This window comes from Pandoraea cepalis (assembly GCF_902459665.1).
GTDB classification, from domain to species: domain Bacteria; phylum Pseudomonadota; class Gammaproteobacteria; order Burkholderiales; family Burkholderiaceae; genus Pandoraea; species Pandoraea cepalis.
On record NZ_CABPSL010000011.1, the window covers coordinates 114389 to 131501 of the forward strand.

A 17113-nucleotide genomic window follows, 5' to 3' on the forward strand; every position below is an offset into this window, starting at 1 on the left:
TTACTAATATAAAAAATATAGTTTGCAATATTGATTTTTTAAATGAAACCAACCCTGCGTCAGATCGAGTATTTCGTGGCGGTGGCCGAGACAGGACAGGTGATGCGCGCAGCCGAGCGATGCAGCGCGTCGCAGTCGTCGCTGACGATTGCCTTGCAGAATCTGGAGGTGATCGTCGGCACACCCCTTTTCATACGGCACGCGAAGGGGCTGCGGCCGACCGAGGCCGGCGAGCGATTTCTGCGTCACGCCTACCGTATCCTCAACGCCACCGACGACGCACTGCAAGAGGCCCGCACGCTTCCAGACGATGCGGGTGGCCGTCTGCGACTGGCCGTCACCGAAACGATTTCGGCGTATCTGCTGCCTTCGGTGGCCAGCACCTTGTCCAAGCGCTTCCCGAACGTCGAACTCACGTTGATCGAGGGCGACCGCCGCGAACTGGAAGCGGCCGTGCTGGCGGGCGAGGTCGACCTGGCGTTGCTGCTAGTGTCGAACGTCGTGGCTGACGGACTCGTCTCGCACACGTTGCTGCGCTCGACGCGCCGGCTGTGGACCAGCCCCGGACATCCGCTGCTAGACAAACCAAGCGTCACGCTCGACGATGTGCGCGGACAGCGCTTCCTGTTGCTTGATATGGATGAACACGTGCAGACGGTCGAGCGCTACTGGCACGCCGCGCAGGTCGAACCGGTCGTGCACTTCCGGACTCGATCGATCGAGGCAATTCGTAGCCTCGTGGCGCAGGGCTATGGGGTATCGATTCTCTCGGACCTCGTCTATCGCCCCTGGTCGATCGACGGTGGGCGAATCCTGCGACGGGATCTGAGCACGGGCGTGCCGTCGATGGATGTGGGACTCGTATGGGCGCAGCGGCGTCCGCCTGAGGGATTGACCGAGCGCATCGTCAGCGCGTTGCGCTCGCTGATCCGCGAAATCAACGATCGCGGACACATGGGGGTGGAATGATCCACTGACGACGATGCGCGAAGCGTCGGCGTCAGCGGCATTCATGCCCGACGCGTCGCCAGTTCGGCCCCTTGGCGCAGCGCTTCGAGCAGGCTGCGCTCGTCGGCAATGCCCTTGCCTGCGATGTCGAACGCCGTGCCGTGGTCGACCGACGTGCGCACCACCTGCAAGCCGACCGTCACGTTCACGCCCGCCTCCAGGCCCAGCACCTTGACCGGGCCATGCCCCTGATCGTGGTACATGGCGACCACGAGATCGAAATCGCCGCGCCCGGCGCGGAAGAACAACGTATCGGCGGGCAACGGACCTTCGATATCCCAGCCGCGCTCACGCAAGCGTTGCACGGCCGGCACGATCTTCTCTTCCTCTTCCCCGTAGCCGAACAAGCCGTTTTCGCCCGCGTGCGGGTTGATGCCGCACACGGCAATGCGGGGATTCGCGATGCCCGCCTTGACCAGCGTAGCGTGACCGCGCTCGATCGTACGCTGAACCAGGCCCGGCTCGATCTTGCGAATCGCATCGATGATGCCGATGTGGGTCGTGACGTGAATCACCCGCAGGTTCGGCGCGACAAGCATCATCGACACCTCTTCGATCCCCGTCAGGTGAGCGAGCATCTCGGTGTGTCCGGGGAACTTGTGCCCCCCCGCGTGCAGCGCTTCCTTGTTCAGCGGTGCCGTGCAGATCGCGTCGATTTCCCCGGCTTCGGCCAGCTTCGCCGCGTGCGCGATGTACCGGTACGCGGCATCGCCCGCGATCGCCGACAGTTGGCCAAACGGCAAGTCCTCGGGGATCAGGCCCAGGTCGATGCACTCGATCACGCCTGGCGTGAAGCGCGCTTGCGCGACCGTCTCGATACGACGCACGCTCAGCGGCATCTTGACGATGGCGATGGCCTGCTCGAGACGTCGCGCGTCGCCGATCACGACGGGGCGGCATTGCTGGTACACGCTGTCGTGCGCCAGGCTCTTCACGATAATTTCCGGGCCGACGCCAGCCGCGTCACCCATGGTGATGCCAATGACGGGGAGATATTGATTCATGGCGTTTGCGTTGATATCCATTTCGTTGGGAGGACGTCCGGAAAGTATTCCGGGATGATGTTCTGTTGTTGCGTTACCGGCTCGCGTTGCCTCAATGGCGCTCGCGCAGGTCGGGCGTCGTGCGCAAATATCGGTAGGCGCTATGCAGCGCCGCTTCGCCGCCGAAAGCGCCGGCCTTCGTCACGATGCGCATCGGCGCCCCATTGGCCGGCCGCCCCACGGCGACGCCAGGCTCCACTTCAGCGAGCAGTTCGAGCGCGCCGATACCCACCGCGCTCAACATCGCGCGCGCCGTCTCGCCGCCGGTGACGACAAGGCCCGACAAGCGCGCGAAGTGCGGCGCGATCAACGCCGCCAGCGAGGCCGAAAGCTGCGCACCCTCTGCCGGATCGAAGGCATCGTCACGCCCGATTCGCACCAGCAGGTCGCTTCCCTGCCCAATGGCATCGCCAATCGCCGCACACCATCGTGCGCTGTCGGGATGCGACGCCCCGGCGCGCAGAACCGCGGGCGGCACGATCCATTCGACCACCGCGTGCTCCGCGCATAGCCGCGCGCACTGCTGTTGCGACACGGCGGACAGGCTGCCCACCAGCGTCAGCAAGGGACCGGTCGTCCCGGCGTCGCTCGTCACGCGCGCATTGTCTCGCACGTCGCCCGTGCCATCCGTTGGCTCGAACAATGCCGATTGTTCAGCCAGTGCGCGAGCGAGACCGCCCGAGCCGACCCAAAAGATGTCCGTCAGCCCGACGCTCGCGCGCGCCAGCATGACGAGATCGTCATCGGTCTGCGCATCGACGATCAACGCCGTCACGCCGTTGGCGCGCGCCTGCGCAACGACATCGGTCAACGCTGCACGCGCCGCCACAAAATCCTTGCGCAGCAAATCCGAGGACACGATCTGCGCCCTCACGCCCGCCGCCGCCAACATCGGCGCGAGTCGCGCCTCCTGAGCCTCATGCTCCAGTCGCCAGGTGTCGGTCTCGGCCAATGGCACACCGCGCACGAACACTTCTCCGTCTCGCACGACACGCCCCGTGGCAGGGAACGCCGGCGCCACAATGGCCAGGCCCGCGAGCGGCTGCAGCGCAGCGACTTCCGCGACCCAGTTGCCACGCAGTGTCGAGTCGATCTTCTTGTAGAGACGCCGTTCTGGCGCGGCAAGCCGCTGCCAAGCCGCGACTGCGCGTGCGGCGGCCTCGTGCGCCGACAGACGGCGCGTGTCGATGTCGATCGCCACCACTTGCGCCGTCGCATTGAAGCCTTCGATATCGAGCGACACGACGCTGCGACGACCGGCGTTGGTAAAGCCGATCGCGCAGTCGGCCGCGCCGGACAAGTCGTCGGCGACAATGAGCATGCTCACTGCACCGCTCCCTTGGCCGCAGCCCCCAGACCCCGGGCCGCCACACGCTTGGCAACCGCGGCCGTCAGGATCGGCGAGACGATGGCCGTCACCACCACGCAGGCGGCCACCAGCAGCGTTGCGCTCTTGGCGGCGGCCTCGTAGACCGGATTGGCGGCAGCGATCAGCGCCGGCACCGCGGCGGCATTGCCAGCCGTATTCGCGGCGGCCGTACCCGCCACGCCCGTCCCACCCGTCAGGCGGTCGACGATGTAAAGCGGAATACCGGTGACGACGACGACGGCAAAGCCGAGCAGGATGCCCAGCAGGCCCGCCTGCCAGACCTTGTGCAGATCAAGCCCCGCGCCGAGCGCCAGCGCGAAGAACGGAATCATCACCGGCACGGCACGCCCCAGAAAATCACGCATTTCACGATCGAGATTGCCCAGCAACATCCCTACGGCCAGCGGCAGGATGCTGCCCACCAGCGTCGGCCACGGGAACGCGGACAACCCCGCGACACCCAGCGTGACCATCGTCAGGAACGGGCCCGATTCCAGCGACATGATCGTGTAGGCGCCCACGTCTTCCGAGCGACCGTACTGCCCCATCAGCGCCATGTACAGGCCACCATTGGTGTCGTTCATCGCCGCGACCACGGCCAGCGTGGAAATGCCCGCGAACATGCCCGACGCGACCGGTGCCTCACCCAGGAAATGCCCCAGCACGATACCGACCACAATCGCCGCGCCGATCTTGGCCGCGAACAACGCCCCGCCTTTCTTGATCAGGTACGGCGTTGCCTTGACATCGATGCTGGCGCCCATGCAGACATAGAACACCGCGAGGATCGGCAGCGCGCCCGTGAACAACGCGTTGGTAAACGAGCCGAAGAACGTCGGCATCCCCGGCATGAAGGTGGCAATCAACGAACCGATCAGCAAGGGAACGATCATCATCCCCCCCGGCACGCGCTCGATGGCGCGCTTGATACGAATTTGAGCCATGGTTGTCTCCCGACCAATGTGGATATAAACCAATCGATCATTATTTTGATCGATTTGATCAGACGGAAGTCTAATCGCTGCCAGAAAAATGTGCAAATATTGTGAGAAGTGGGGAGTTTCCAGGTGAACCCCACTCCCCAAGGGCTTTCATTACTTCGGGATTGTCGACAAAATGATCGAATCAATCATTTTCTCGACTCCCAGCGTGAGTGTATCGTCGTCGTTCGGGGCGGCGCGTTGGACGATGGCTGCACGCGGGGACGCTACACTATGCGCGCCGCGCGGCGAACCCGTCCTTCGCTCGCATTTCTCTCGTTTTCTCAGCACCGATCCACCCATGAAAGTTGCGAACCGCCGTGAGGCGATTTTCAAAGCCGTCCTGTCAGGCATGACGGATGTCGCTGCCTTGTGCACCCATTTCGGCATGTCGGAGGCAACGGTGCGCCGCGACCTGCGCGCCCTGGCCGACGAGCGTCGCGTCGTGCGCACCTACGGCGGCGCCGCTGCGCCGATACGCATGCACGAACCCGAGGAGTCGTTGGAGCTGCGTCGTGAGAGCTTCCGCGAACAGAAAGATGTCATCGCACGTGCCGCCGTGGCACACGTCGCCGACGGCGATACGATCTTTCTCGATGGGGGGACGACCACCGAAGCGATGGCGCGTTTTCTTGCCGGGCGTGAGGGGGTGCACGTCGTCACGAACAACTTGCTCGTCGTCGGTGCGCTGGCGGCCAACAAGGTGCCTGTGACGCTGATCGGCGGCGACGTGCGACCGTCGAGCATGAGCGTACTCGGGCCGTTGGCACAACTGGCGCTCTCGCGCGTGTCGGTCGACAAGGCATTTCTGGGTGCCGACGGCGTCGTTGCCGGACGCGGCCTGTGCGAGGCCTCCGCCGAGCAGGCGTGGCTCAAGGAGTGCATCGTCCGCCAGTCGGCCGACGTGTATGTGCTGGTCACCGCCAATAAGCTCGATCGCGCGAGTCAGCAGCACTGGACGCCGCTGGAACGACTCTGGACGCTCATCACCGAAGCGCGCGCCGACGATGACAGACTGGTGCAATTCCGCACGCATCCCGAGATCACGATCGAGTCCGCAGACTGACGCACGGCTGACTTGAGAGGCCGCCGGATGTGACAGGCATAGCCAACATCGATGCCAGGCAACATCTCGATCAGTCCAGTCGACGACGATGCGAACCGCGCATCTCGCTCATCGCACTGAACTTGACGTCGCCAAGACCCAGTCGCGCGCGCGGCTGCAGCGCCGCGACCACCGACGGCACATCGAGAACACTGGCCACTTGTGCATTGCTGAAGGTCTTCATGTCGTCGGCTCCAGCATGGCAAACTCCACCGCGCCACTGATCCAGCAGCCCGCCTCGATATGATCAGCATCACGTAATGCCACGCGGATACACGACGGACGCCCCATCGCGAAGCCCTGATAGACCCGCATCGACGATTCGCCTTCGCTCAGCAAACCATAGTGAATCGCGCCGTACAGCGTCGCCGCGGCAGCAATGCCGGTGGCCGCGTCTTCCGGATAACCCGACAACCGTGGAAACTGGCGCGCATGCAGCGTCAGTGGCCGCGCTCGTTCGAGCGCGAACGGATACAGCCCCGTCGAGTCCAGTGCGTCGCACAACGTGCGCACGTCGTCCAGGGCGGGCGACAACGCATTGAGCACCTGCACCGACCGGACCGGGATCAGCGTTTTCGTGCGACTCGTTCGAGCATTGACGATGCCCAGGGACGCAAGATCGTCCGCGTCGATTTTGAGCACCCGACATACGGCGTCCACGAGTGCCCGATCGCCAATGGGCTCGACAATGCCACGCGGCTGGCCGACATCGATACGCCGCGACGTCTCGTCGTAACGTACGTCAACGAGGCCGCTTAGCGTCTCGACGGTAGCATGGGGTGTCGTCCACCGACCGGCTTGGCGCAACAACCACATCGCGCCGAGCGTCGCATGACCGCACATCTCCATTTCGTGCGCCGGCACAAAAAAGCGGAGCCGAACGGTGTGGCGCGGGTCGCGGCTTTGACAGACGAAGGCGCTTTCGTGACCATAGCGCGATGCGATGGCCATCATCTCATCGGATGACAAGTCGTCCGCATCGAACACGACAGGCGCAGGATTACCGCCGCCCGCACCTGCGGAAAACACGCTGACGAAACGCAAATCCGGCGCATCGTGGCGGCGCACGGGCAAATCGGTTGGGGGGTAAGTGTCTTCCAAGTTCATCGGGGCGTTCCGGGAGTCAAGTAGCGCAAGCATGCCGAAGCCTTGAAAAACCGTCGCGCCCGATCGGGCCACTCGGCACGCCCTATCCGGCCAAAGGCGGGCGGCGCCCGTATTTTCGCCCCCCCAGGATTCGACGGTCGCCCTGCAGGGAACCGGCAGCCGTTGCCGTTTTCCGTCACCCGGCAGCCTGATGCCGCCGCGCCTCTCCCGCGCCTCTCATCGCCCTTCGCCAAGCGTTATACTGAGCCTCGACTGCCAACACGCCATCCACCGCATTGCGTTCACGGCCGTCTGCGCGGGCTGCAAGTGTCCCGTCACGCAAAGGAAGCGCCTGGTGAAACCCTATCCGACTGCCCCTCGTCATCTCGATGGCGACCGCGTCGCCGATGTCCGGCATGTCTCGGTCGGCGAATACCGCACGCGACCGCATCGACACGACGATGAATTCATGTTCCTGCTCCCCAGGACGGGACAACTCGTACTCAACGTCGAATCGAATGTCGCGCCGGTACGCGTTGCGCCGAAATCGTTCGTCGTCGTGCCGCCTCAACGCCTGCACGACACGCGAGGCTACCGCTCCGATCAGGCGCATGTGGCGGTGTACGTCGCGAGCGATTTCGTGGTCTTTTGCGAACGCAAGGCGCGACGCAAGCTATCGTGCGCGCGCATCTCGATATGGTCGGCGCCATTGCTGTTGCTCGACGCAGCACGCGTCGCCACGGGAACGGCGCGCTCAAGTGAGGGCCCGACGAGCGAGCTTGCGGAATTCCGCGCGGAGCTTGCCGCCCGCACCTTGGCCGCAAGCTGTGTGCAAGCCGGCTTGATGGCCGCCGCGTTGCCATCAAACCGCGCCGATGCGCGTGCCGAAATCGTGCGCGACATCTGCGCATTTCTCGATGAAACGCTCGATCAGCCGATCTCGCTGGAACGTATCGCCTACGAATTCGGGCTATCGCAGCGTTCTCTGACGCGAGTCTTTCGCGAGGGCACCGGCGAGTCCGTCGTCGACTATCAATCCCGGCGACGCGTGGAAATCGCGGCAACGCTTCTGAACTCGCCCGGTATGACGGTGCTCGCGGCCGCGGCGGCCGTCGGCCTGGAGTCGCCATCGTATCTCGCGCGGCTATTCAGAAAGTATGGTTATGGGCCGCCGAACGGTTATAAGGGCGACGCCACGCCGATCGGGTCTGCCGCCTCCCTTGCGGCGATCACGCGCGGCGTGCCGACGTCGTAGCGACACCGTCGGCGGGAGGCGTCAGGTGGGGCGGTAGATCGCGTACACCTTTGCCACGTTGCCCCGACTTTCCCAGCTGCACTGCGCGTGCTGTTCGACGAGAAAGATGTCGCCGCGCGAGAACGTGCCGCTGCGTCCGGTTTCGTCCACGAAGGTCACGCTGCCTTCGAGCAGATGCATGAGTTCGTAGTGGGCGTAACGCATCGCGATGCGATGATAGGGCGTCGAATCCCACGTGCCGCACGTGAATGTCGCATCCGATGAACGAAAGTCAGTGAAATTGCGGCACACGGGCGCCGGCGTGAGGAGCAGTTCAGCGGCAGGCGCCCCCGAGGGCGCCAACGACGGGCTCGGATCGATCTGCACGAGACTGCGATCGGTAACATTCCCGCCCTCGCAGCGCATGAAGACGATCGATGTGGAACCCTGCGTCGACCACATGAATGCCGAGCCCCGAGGGAGCACCGCGCTGCCCCCCGGCCCGAGCGTGAATGCGCGCTCCCCCTGCTGGAACATGATCGCGCCTTCGGAGACGATGACGAATTCGTCCGCTGGGTGAGACGACACCGCTCCGTTCGCCGCGTCGAGGGCAATGACGCCGACCGTCACAGGGCCCGGCAGCAGATCCGCCAGACGGCGGCTTGCCAGAAAGCGGTCGTCGCTTGCCGACGTCGCCGGGGCAGTGCCCTGGCGCGCATCCGACGCAAAGGCCTTGAGGTCCAAAAACGATCGGGGGCGATCACACGGCGCCATGGCGCGTTGCAGTTCGGGCATTTTGTCTTCCAGCGAGGTTCATTGGGTGAGCGCGGTTGCCGCCCGGGACTCGGGGACGGCACCGAAAGTCATCGTGCAGGCAAATCCCGTCAGCCCAGATTGCCCTGACAGAGATACTTGATGGCGAGATAGTCGTCCAACCCGTACTTCGATCCTTCCCGACCGTATCCCGATTCCTTGATACCGCCGAATGGCGCCACCTCGCTCGCGAGCGCGCCCTCGTTGATACCGACAATACCGGCTTCGAGCGCGCTCGCCACCCGTTCGATGCGCCGCAGATTCTCGCTGTAAAAGTAAGCCGCGAGGCCGAAAGGCGTATCGTTGGCGCGCGCAATGCCCTCGCCTTCCGTCTCGAACCGGAACAGCGCCGCCACCGGCCCGAAGGTTTCCTCGCATGACAGCGCCATGGCTTCATGGGCGTCGCACAACACGGTGGGCGCATAGTAGTTCGGCCCCAGGGCCGCGAGACGCTTCCCGCCGGTCATCACGCGCGCCCCCTGAGCGAGCGCGTCGTCCACGTGACGCGCAATCTTCTCGACCGCTCGCGCATTGATCATTGGGCCGATCTGCGCGAGGGCATCCGTCGCGGGTGCCACCCTGAGCGAGGCCACGGCCTCGGTCAGCAACCCGGCAAAGCGGTCGTAAACGCCCGCCTGGACATAGATCCGATTCGGGCTCACACACGTCTGACCGCCATTGCGGAACTTGGCCGCCATCAGCCCGGCGACGGCCGCCGGCAGATCCGCATCGTCGAAAACAATGAACGGCGCATTGCCTCCCAGCTCCAGCGACAGCTTCTTGAGCGTGGCCGCCGACTCACGCGCCAAATGCTTTCCGACAGGTGTCGATCCCGTGAACGTCACCTTGCGCACACGCGGATCGGCGAGCCACTGCGCCACGGCATCGACCCCCTGCTCTCGCGACGCGACAATCATATTGAGTACGCCGGCCGGCAGACCCGCCTCGTGCGCGAGATAGGCCAGTGCCAGCGCAGTGAGCGGTGTGTCCTCGGCGGGTTTGGCAACCACGGTGCAACCGACGGCGAGCGCCGGGGCGATCTTTCTCGCAATCATCGCGAGCGGAAAATTCCACGGCGTGACGGCCGCGACGATCCCGATCGGTTCTTTCACGGCGCTCATGCGCTTGCCACGCGTCTGAGTCGGGAGTAGATCGCCATACACGCGCGTCGCTTCGTCGGCAAACCACGCGACATACGACGCGCCGTAGTTGACCTCCCCAAGTGCCTCGGCCAGCGGCTTGCCCTGTTCCCGCGAAATGAGGCGAGCAAGATCGTCGCGATGCGCCACGATCGCCGCATGCCAGCGCCGCAGGAATGCCGCGCGCTCGGCGGGTAACGTCGCTCGCCACGCCGGCAGCGCGCGTTCGGCGGCGTCTACCGCCTCTCGCGCATCGGCCGGTCGCGCGTCGGATACCATCGCAACGGTATCGCCCGTCGCCGGGTCGACGACAGTGAAGCGCTGCGCGGTGGCAGCGCCCCGCCATTGTCCAGCGATCCATTGTTGCGTGCGCAGCAAATCGCCACGCGTGAGGTCAAGCGTCATGATGGGGTTCTCCGACTTGCGGGATAGGGTCGCACGTCTGCCGCCCCGCCACCGGGGGGCAGACGACTGCGCAAGCCGACGACGATGTCAGCCTTGCGGCGGGAATAGAGTTTCGAGCGGGTAGTGCGTCTTGACGAAGGGTGACTTGATGATCACGAAGCTGAAATACTTCTCGATGCCGATATCGCGTTCGAGCAGCCCCTCGATGATGCTTTGATAATGACTCACGCTGCGTGTGACGAACTTCAGCAGGTAGTCGTAGCCACCACTGGCGAGATGGCATTCGACGATCTCGTCGACGTCTCGGATGGCATCGACAAAGCGGATGAAATCCTCCCGTCGATGGTCGGCGAGCGTGACCTCGGTAAACACGATCTGAATGTCGCCGAGCTTTTCGAGTTGAATCCGTGCGCCGTAGCCGACGATATAACCCGCCTTCTCCAGGCGCTTGACGCGAATCAGGCAGGGGCTGGGCGACAAGCCCACGGCGTCGGCGAGTTCCACGTTCGTGATACGCCCGCGCTTTTGCAGTTGGCAAAGAATGCGCAGATCGATGCGGTCGAGTTTGCTGTCCGTGCCCATCGTAATTTCGAAGCGCCAACAAGGGCGCGGTCAATCGTGAATCGTGAACGATCTTAACACAGCGGATTGGCCGCACAGGCGGGATCCTCACCGTACCGGCTATCACGTCAACCTCCTGTTTACGCGGCTTTCCGGGCACCTGACGCGGCGCGTCGAGCAGCGCTGACCGCATCGTCCGCCAGCACTTCGTCGAGCGTCGCTCTCACACGCTCGACCATGAGGGCCACGTCGTGCTCGGTGAAACACAGCGCCGGCGCAAATCCCAGAATGTTGTCGGCGAACGCTCGGAAGATCACGCCGTTCCGATACGCCGCGGCCGATATCTTGTCGGCCAGTCGCAGCGACGGATCGAAACGCGCCTTGCTTGTCTTGTCCGCAACGAGTTCCAGGGCACCCAGCAATCCGCGATGCCGCGAGTCGCCGACCAGCGGATGATCGAGCAGCGAATCCAGACCGGCCCCAAACGCGTGGGCCACGGCCTGGCCGTTGGCAATCAGACCGTCTTCGTACAGACGAATCACCTCGAGCGCCACGGCGGCACTCACGGGATGCGCAGAATAGGTCTGGCCGTGCCCCACCACCTGCCCCTGCTCGCCGTCGGCGATCGCCTGATAGATGGCGTCGCTCATGAGGACTGCGCCCATCGGCGCGTAGCCCGCGGTCAACCCCTTCGCGATCGTCATCATGTCGGGCTCGACGTTCTCTGCCTCGCACGCGAACATCGGCCCGGTACGACCGAAGCCGGTGATGACTTCGTCGGCGACGAACAGGATATCCAGGCGGCGGCAGGCATCGCGCATCGCCTTGAGCCAGCCCACGGGGGGCACGATCACACCACCGGAACCCTGTATCGGCTCACAGAAGAATGCGGCAACGTGATCGCTGCCGCCCAGTTCGGCAACCTTCGCTTCGAGCGCGGCAACACTTGCCGCGATGAGCGCCTGCCCGTCGCGCCCGAGCGGGTCGCGATACGCATAGGGCGACGGAAGGTAGTGTTGCGTCGGCAACGGCACGTCGAAGCCGCGATGAAACGACGCGATCGCCGTCAGACCCGCGCCGATCGACGACGAACCGTGGTAGCCGCGTTCAAGCGAGATGAAATGCTTCTTCTGTGGGCGGCCCGTCACATTGCAATAGTGCGTGATGAAGCGCAGCGCTGCGTCGACGGCATCTGAACCACCGAGCGAAAAATACACATGCTGCAGCGAGCGCGGCGCGATCGACACCAGCTTCTCGGCGAGTTGCGCGGCCGGTGCACTGCCGAAGTGAAAGTAGCCCGTGGCATACGCCAGTTTCGCCATCTGGGCCGAGGCAGCGTCGACCACACTCTGCTGTCCATACCCCACATTGACGCACCACAACCCGGCAAAGGCATCGAGCAACTCGTTGCCGTCGATGTCGCGCAGATAAACACCGTGCCCGGATTCGAGCAACGTGGCCCCTTGCTGCTCGTGGGCGCGAAAGCTGACGACGGGATGGATGAGATGCCGGCGGTCGGCATCGAGGAGTGATTGCTTGGACATGGGATCTCTCGGCGTGTCGGATGGGACGGGGGATGAACCTGTGTCCATACTAAAGAGCCGGCAGCGCAGATGCGTCGCCAAATTAAGCCGTAAAAAAAACGCGCGCCGCGAAATTGCGGCGCGCGCAGCATTTTGTGCTGCCGGTGTGGGCACCCCGGCGCGCTCAGTACCCCTGTGTGCGATCGATCTGCCCGACCATCGGTACGCCGGCGCGATGCCTGCGCAGGTTTTCCAATACCACTTCCACCGCAGTCTCCGGTCGCGTGGCGCTGGCGATATGCGGGGTGATGCGCACCTTCGGATGCGCCCACAGCGGATGCGACGGCGGCAGCGGTTCGGGGTCGGTGACATCGAGAATCGCGCCCGACAGATGCCCACTGTCAAGCAACTCCATGAGCGCGTATTGATTGAGATGAGGGCCACGTCCGACATTGATCAGCCAGGCGCCGCGCGGCAATCCGCTCAGCAAGCGCTTGTCGAGAATGCCACGGGTCGCCGACGTCAGCGGCAACAGGCAGACAAGGATGTCGGTGCGGGCAAGGAAGGCGCCGAGCGACTCGTATCCCGCGTAGCCATCGACCCCATCCACCTGCCGCGGCGTTCGGCTCCACCCTGCGCAGTCGAACCCGAAAGCACGCAGGCGCGACAGCACTGCCTGCCCGAGCATGCCGAGTCCCAACACCCCAACACGGCGCTCGCTTGCCGGCTCCACGCTCAGTTCCGTCCACTCACGCATGGCTTGCTGCCGTGCGTAGGTAAAGATGTCGCGGTGAATCGAAAGGACCGCCTGCGTCACATACTCGACCATGCCTTCGACGATGCCGGGCTCGACCATGCGAACGACCGGAATATGATCCGGCACCCGCGACAGGTCGAACTGGTCGATGCCCGCGCCCGTCGAGAATACGACTTCCACGTTCGGCAGCAGCGTGACGAGATCTTCCGGCGGCTTCCAGGCAGCGAGGTAACGCACCTCGCGCGCGTCGCCAACATCGGGCCACAGTCGGAACGCCGTCTCCGGCGCCCGCTGGGCGAACAACCGCGCCCACACCGCACCGCGTGCCGGATCGGCCTTGTAAAGAAACGACATCTGCGCTCCCGCGTCAGCCGATGGCTTGATTGATGATGGCGAATTGCCGAACCTCGTCGTCGACGACCGGCGTGCCGTTACGGGCCATCTTCACGACCGTGTCGACGCGTTCGAGCCCAAGCACCTCGAGCCACTCGGTCAGTCCGCTGTCGGAGGGCGTGTCGATGCGCACAAAACGGCCTTCATGCAACGTCAGCCAGTGGGCAATCATGGCCTCGGCACGCTGACGGGTGAGTGACTCGGCGTCCGCGCCGCTGACGACCACCACCGGGCCGATCACAAAACCGCGGCCAAAGCGCCTGAACAACGAGAAGCCGAGCAGCTCGCCGTCGCGCTCGATGGCAATGCCGTCGGCGATATCGAGAAGCGCGGGCAGAATGCGCCCCCTGTCGAATCCGCTCGCGCGGCTGGCGAGGGTGACGAGCCGGTCGGGATCGTTGGCACTCAGCGGCCGCAAACGTTCGCCGGGCGGCAGCTCCATGAGCGGCGGGCGACGAGCCGTTCCCTGGTGCTGATCGATGCTGCCCACCGCATTGAACCCGAGCTTTTCATATAGCGGCTGTCCGGCCGGGGTGGCATGCAACAGCGTCAGGCGGGTTCCGAGTTGATCGAGCATGCGCTCCATCAACGCGCGCCCGATGCCGCGCCCTTGCTGTTCCGGCGAGACGATCACCATACCGAGCGAGCCGCCGGCCTCACCGTGCTGCCAATACAGTGCGGTACCCACGACATCGTCGCCATCCAGGGCGACGAAGCCTTGTCCCTGGCGCGCCAGAAATCGCCAGTCATCGGGTTTGTGCGGCCAGCGCACGGCGCTGGACAGACGATAGCCAGCCGCCACATCTGTGGCCGTAAATGGCCGGTAGACGAGTTGGGAAGATGCATGGAATTCGGACACGCCGAGCCTCCTTGGGGCATTGCCGGATGCGAAACAGTGGGCCACGCCCACCACGACTGCACTATGGCGACCTGAGCAGACGCTGCATAGGACGATTCTGTTGTTCGCCCGCACGATCGAAGGCCGCAGGACAAACGGCGCATTCATGCCGCCATCGCCCGCAAAAACCCATGCCGCGTGCGGTCCACGTCATTGTTTCGATGCAATCTGCCAGCCCGCTGCCCCTACCATGAAGAGCGTCGCCATGCTCAGGCGGCCACGATTACCCGTGCCCTTCCCCTTTGTCGATTGCCCGCCCCGGCGCGTGCGCCGTAACGGCTCCGGAGAATCATCATGGACAGTTTCGATCCCGCGCAGGTGGGTATTCCCACCGGTCATTTCATCGACGGCAAGTTAGTGGAAGCCGGTGGCACCCCACTGGACGTCATCTGCCCGTCGAGCGGTCGCCCCTACGCCGACCTCTCGCTCGCCTCACCCGACACGGTAGCCCGCGCGGCAGACGGCGCATGGCACGCCTTTCGCCACAGCGGTTGGGCCACCTGCGCACCGCGCGAGCGCGCGCGCGTGCTGCGTCGCCTCGCCGATCTCGTCGAGTCCGACGTGCGCACACTCGCGCCGCTGGAGGCCATCGGCTCTACGCGCCCGGTCCGCGAAACGGCGGCCTGGGACGTGCCCTACACCGCCGAGTGCCTACGCTTTTACGCGGAGCACGCCGACAAACATGGGGGCGAGCTGGCGGCCACCGACCCGGCACACCTCGGCATGACGATCACCGAGCCGATCGGCGTCGTGGCGGCCATTGCACCGTGGAACTTCCCGCTTGTCATGGCCGCCTGGAAGATCGCCCCAGCGCTGGCGGCGGGCAACGCGGTCGTGCTCAAGCCGTCGGAGATGACACCGTTCTCGGTACTGCGTCTTGCCGAACTGGCCATACAGGCGGGCGTCCCGGCCAATAACTTCAACGTCGTGCAGGGAGACGGCAGGACGACCGGCGACGCACTCGTACGCCACCCACGCGTCGGAAAAGTCACCTTTACCGGATCCACGCGGACCGGGGCCGCCATCATGGCGGCCTGCGCCCAATCGGGGACCAAGCCCGTGACGCTCGAACTGGGCGGCAAGAGTCCACAAGTGGTCTTTGCCGATGTGCCCGATCTCGACGCAGTCGCACGACGCGTTGCGATGGGCATCACCGGCAATGCGGGCCAAGTGTGCAACGCAGGCTCCAGGCTTGTGGTCGAAGCGGGCATCGCCGGCGCACTGCTCGAAAAGCTGCGCGCCATCTTCGCGTCACTGCATCCGGGCGCCACGTGGTCGGCGGGCACAACGCTATCGCCCATCATCAGCGAAGCCCAGGTGCAGCGCATCGACGCGCTTGTCGCGCGGGCACGCGACGCAGGCGCCAGCGTGTACTGCGGCGCCGAGCGCGCGACCGCTTATCAGAATGGCGCTTGGTATACCCCCACCGTCTTGACCGGCGTTACGCCGCACGCTGAGATCGTGCGCGAGGAGGTGTTCGGCCCGGTGCTCACGGTGCAGACGTTCACTTCGGAAGAAGAAGCATTGCAACTGGCGCAGCACGACGACTACGGACTGGCGGCGGGCGTTCACACGGCCAACCTGGGGTGCGCCTTGCGCATGGTGCGCGGCATCGACGCGGGCAACATCTGGGTCAACCGTTACGGCCGGTCGTCGGACTTCGTGCTCCCCACGGGCGGCTTCAAGCGCTCCGGCCTGGGCAAGGATCTTGGCCGTCAGGCGTTCGAAGCCAATCTGCGAAGCAAAGCCGTCCTCATCGACTTGAACGGATGAGCGTCTGGTGTTCGCGTTTGCCGCAGCGCCTTGTCGCCCAGCGTTGATGCGGGTTAACACGGCATCGGAAAAGCACAAAGCATTTCGTGCTGTTCATGCCCCCCAAAACGCATCGAATTCTATTTTTGCCTTGGATATTTCAACGCCAAGCCGAGATTTTGACCTGATTTAATTTTTCACAGGGACGTCGCAGATCGCGCATCAGGCCGCAAGCCCGCTTCGCCATTCTCGACCCACGCCGGACCGCTTTGACGCAATCCCTTTTGCCCAAGAATCCCCCGGGATTCGCCTTACACAGAGGATAAAGATCATGATCGACTTCGAGCCGAAATTCATTACCTTCGACTGCTACGGCACGCTGGTCAAATTCCGCATGGCCGACATGGCCCGCGAGATTTACGGCAACCGTCTGCAGGGCGAGGCGCTCGAGAATTTCGTCAAGGTGTTTGCCGCCTATCGTCGCGATGAAGTTCTCGGCGCATGGAAGCCGTATCGCGACGTCGTCGTCGATTCGGTGCGCCGCACCTGCGAACGCACCGGCGTGGTGTTCAACGTCGACGAGGCCGAACAATTCTATCTGGCCGTGCCGACCTGGGGTCCGCACCCTGATGTGCCGGAAGGCCTCTCGCGCCTGGCCAAGAAGTACAAGCTGGTGGGCCTGACGAACGCCGCGAACGAACAGATCATGAGCAATATCGAGAAGCTGGGGGCCCCCTTCCACGCCGTGATCACCGCCGAAGAGGTCGGCGCTTACAAGCCTCGCATGCAGGGCTTCGAGTACATGTTCAAGAAGCTCGGCGTGCAACCGCACGAAATTCTGCACGTCTCGTCGAGCCCGCGCTACGACCTGATGACGGCCCACGACCTCGGTATCAAGCACAAGGCCATGGTGCTGCGTGGCCACGAACCCGAAGCGCCGTTCTACGAATACACGCCGGTCAAGGACATCATCGATCTTGCCGTGCAGCTCGGGTTGTAATCGACGCTTGCGTTGCCCTTCCCTGCGGCCTTGGACCCTCGCCCCGA

16 protein-coding genes are annotated in these 17113 nt (G+C 64.2%); 5 read left to right on the plus strand and 11 right to left on the minus strand.

Features of this window, described 5'->3' with window-relative positions; genetic code table 11:
• The first annotated feature begins 42 nt into the window (after positions 1-42).
• On the plus strand, positions 43-969 hold the full coding sequence (locus PCE31106_RS14910; protein WP_150563787.1) for a LysR family transcriptional regulator: 927 nt from the start codon (positions 43-45) through the stop codon (positions 967-969).
• A 41-nt stretch (positions 970-1010) separates the two neighbouring features.
• On the opposite strand, the gene pdxA is transcribed toward PCE31106_RS14910, so the two are convergent.
• The 3 genes from pdxA to PCE31106_RS14925 all read right to left on the minus strand — a co-directional run bounded on the left by pdxA (position 1011) and on the right by PCE31106_RS14925 (position 4364).
• Positions 1011-2012 (minus strand): 4-hydroxythreonine-4-phosphate dehydrogenase PdxA, encoded by a 1002-nt coding sequence (gene pdxA / locus PCE31106_RS14915; protein WP_150563788.1) that lies wholly within the window; start codon positions 2010-2012, stop codon positions 1011-1013.
• Between the two features lie 91 nt (positions 2013-2103).
• On the minus strand, positions 2104-3378 hold the full coding sequence (locus PCE31106_RS14920; protein WP_150563789.1) for a four-carbon acid sugar kinase family protein: 1275 nt from the start codon (positions 3376-3378) through the stop codon (positions 2104-2106).
• Entirely contained in the window at positions 3375-4364 is a 990-nt protein-coding gene (locus PCE31106_RS14925; RefSeq protein ID WP_150551945.1) for a 2-keto-3-deoxygluconate permease, read from the minus strand. The genes PCE31106_RS14920 and PCE31106_RS14925 overlap by 4 nt, the downstream gene beginning before the upstream one ends.
• Before the next feature lie 337 nt (positions 4365-4701).
• Here PCE31106_RS14925 and PCE31106_RS14930 point away from each other — a divergent pair, with 337 nt between their 5' ends.
• Positions 4702-5466: a DeoR/GlpR family DNA-binding transcription regulator gene (locus PCE31106_RS14930; RefSeq protein WP_150563790.1), complete on the plus strand. Its 765-nt coding sequence runs from the start codon at positions 4702-4704 to the stop codon at positions 5464-5466.
• 70 nt (positions 5467-5536) lie between these two features.
• Here the strand turns inward: PCE31106_RS14930 and PCE31106_RS14935 are convergent, their stop codons facing one another.
• Entirely contained in the window at positions 5537-5689 is a 153-nt protein-coding gene (locus PCE31106_RS14935) for a hypothetical protein (RefSeq protein WP_174975204.1), read from the minus strand.
• Positions 5686-6612: a PhzF family phenazine biosynthesis protein gene (locus tag PCE31106_RS14940; RefSeq protein WP_150563791.1), complete on the minus strand. Its 927-nt coding sequence runs from the start codon at positions 6610-6612 to the stop codon at positions 5686-5688. The genes PCE31106_RS14935 and PCE31106_RS14940 overlap by 4 nt, the downstream gene beginning before the upstream one ends.
• A gap of 334 nt (positions 6613-6946) precedes the next feature.
• On the opposite strand from PCE31106_RS14940, the gene PCE31106_RS14945 reads away from it, so the two are divergent.
• On the plus strand, positions 6947-7846 hold the full coding sequence (locus tag PCE31106_RS14945; RefSeq protein WP_150563792.1) for an AraC family transcriptional regulator: 900 nt from the start codon (positions 6947-6949) through the stop codon (positions 7844-7846).
• Between the two features lie 21 nt (positions 7847-7867).
• Here the strand turns inward: PCE31106_RS14945 and PCE31106_RS14950 are convergent, their stop codons facing one another.
• The 6 genes from PCE31106_RS14950 to PCE31106_RS14975 form a co-directional block, all read right to left on the minus strand.
• Positions 7868-8620 carry a cupin domain-containing protein gene (locus PCE31106_RS14950; protein ID WP_150563793.1) on the minus strand — a complete coding sequence of 251 codons (753 nt, stop codon included), beginning with the start codon at positions 8618-8620 and terminating at the stop codon, positions 7868-7870.
• A gap of 89 nt (positions 8621-8709) precedes the next feature.
• Entirely contained in the window at positions 8710-10182 is a 1473-nt protein-coding gene (locus PCE31106_RS14955) for an NAD-dependent succinate-semialdehyde dehydrogenase (protein WP_150563794.1), read from the minus strand.
• Between the two features lie 87 nt (positions 10183-10269).
• On the minus strand, positions 10270-10764 hold the full coding sequence (locus PCE31106_RS14960) for an Lrp/AsnC family transcriptional regulator (protein WP_130025303.1): 495 nt from the start codon (positions 10762-10764) through the stop codon (positions 10270-10272).
• Positions 10765-10883: 119 nt separating this feature from the next.
• On the minus strand, positions 10884-12287 hold the full coding sequence (locus PCE31106_RS14965) for an aminotransferase class III-fold pyridoxal phosphate-dependent enzyme (protein WP_150563795.1): 1404 nt from the start codon (positions 12285-12287) through the stop codon (positions 10884-10886).
• Positions 12288-12450: 163 nt separating this feature from the next.
• Positions 12451-13377: a 2-hydroxyacid dehydrogenase gene (locus PCE31106_RS14970; protein WP_150563796.1), complete on the minus strand. Its 927-nt coding sequence runs from the start codon at positions 13375-13377 to the stop codon at positions 12451-12453.
• A gap of 13 nt (positions 13378-13390) precedes the next feature.
• Complete coding sequence (locus tag PCE31106_RS14975) at positions 13391-14275, minus strand: GNAT family N-acetyltransferase (RefSeq protein WP_150563797.1); 885 nt, start codon at positions 14273-14275, stop codon at positions 13391-13393.
• A 333-nt stretch (positions 14276-14608) separates the two neighbouring features.
• Here PCE31106_RS14975 and PCE31106_RS14980 point away from each other — a divergent pair, with 333 nt between their 5' ends.
• The gene (locus PCE31106_RS14980) at positions 14609-16087 is read left to right on the plus strand and encodes an aldehyde dehydrogenase family protein (RefSeq protein ID WP_150563798.1); all 1479 of its coding nucleotides are present in this window, start codon (positions 14609-14611) and stop codon (positions 16085-16087) included.
• Positions 16088-16397: 310 nt separating this feature from the next.
• Positions 16398-17066, plus strand: a complete 669-nt coding sequence (locus PCE31106_RS14985) for a haloacid dehalogenase type II (RefSeq protein ID WP_150563799.1) — start codon at positions 16398-16400, stop codon at positions 17064-17066.
• Positions 17067-17113 lie beyond the last annotated feature (47 nt).

What these genes read in the sequence shown, in the direction of transcription:
- PCE31106_RS14910 (WP_150563787.1), top strand. Translation starts at nt 43, where the DNA reads ATGAAACCAACCCTGCGTCAGATCGAGTATTTCGTGGCGGTGGCCGAG.
- pdxA (WP_150563788.1), bottom strand. Translation starts at nt 2,012, where the DNA reads ATGAATCAATATCTCCCCGTCATTGGCATCACCATGGGTGACGCGGCT.
- PCE31106_RS14925 (WP_150551945.1), bottom strand. Translation starts at nt 4,364, where the DNA reads ATGGCTCAAATTCGTATCAAGCGCGCCATCGAGCGCGTGCCGGGGGGG.
- PCE31106_RS14930 (WP_150563790.1), top strand. Translation starts at nt 4,702, where the DNA reads ATGAAAGTTGCGAACCGCCGTGAGGCGATTTTCAAAGCCGTCCTGTCA.
- PCE31106_RS14935 (WP_174975204.1), bottom strand. Translation starts at nt 5,689, where the DNA reads ATGAAGACCTTCAGCAATGCACAAGTGGCCAGTGTTCTCGATGTGCCG.
- PCE31106_RS14940 (WP_150563791.1), bottom strand. Translation starts at nt 6,612, where the DNA reads ATGAACTTGGAAGACACTTACCCCCCAACCGATTTGCCCGTGCGCCGC.
- PCE31106_RS14950 (WP_150563793.1), bottom strand. Translation starts at nt 8,620, where the DNA reads ATGCCCGAACTGCAACGCGCCATGGCGCCGTGTGATCGCCCCCGATCG.
- PCE31106_RS14955 (WP_150563794.1), bottom strand. Translation starts at nt 10,182, where the DNA reads ATGACGCTTGACCTCACGCGTGGCGATTTGCTGCGCACGCAACAATGG.
- PCE31106_RS14960 (WP_130025303.1), bottom strand. Translation starts at nt 10,764, where the DNA reads ATGGGCACGGACAGCAAACTCGACCGCATCGATCTGCGCATTCTTTGC.
- PCE31106_RS14965 (WP_150563795.1), bottom strand. Translation starts at nt 12,287, where the DNA reads ATGTCCAAGCAATCACTCCTCGATGCCGACCGCCGGCATCTCATCCAT.
- PCE31106_RS14970 (WP_150563796.1), bottom strand. Translation starts at nt 13,377, where the DNA reads ATGTCGTTTCTTTACAAGGCCGATCCGGCACGCGGTGCGGTGTGGGCG.
- PCE31106_RS14980 (WP_150563798.1), top strand. Translation starts at nt 14,609, where the DNA reads ATGGACAGTTTCGATCCCGCGCAGGTGGGTATTCCCACCGGTCATTTC.
- PCE31106_RS14985 (WP_150563799.1), top strand. Translation starts at nt 16,398, where the DNA reads ATGATCGACTTCGAGCCGAAATTCATTACCTTCGACTGCTACGGCACG.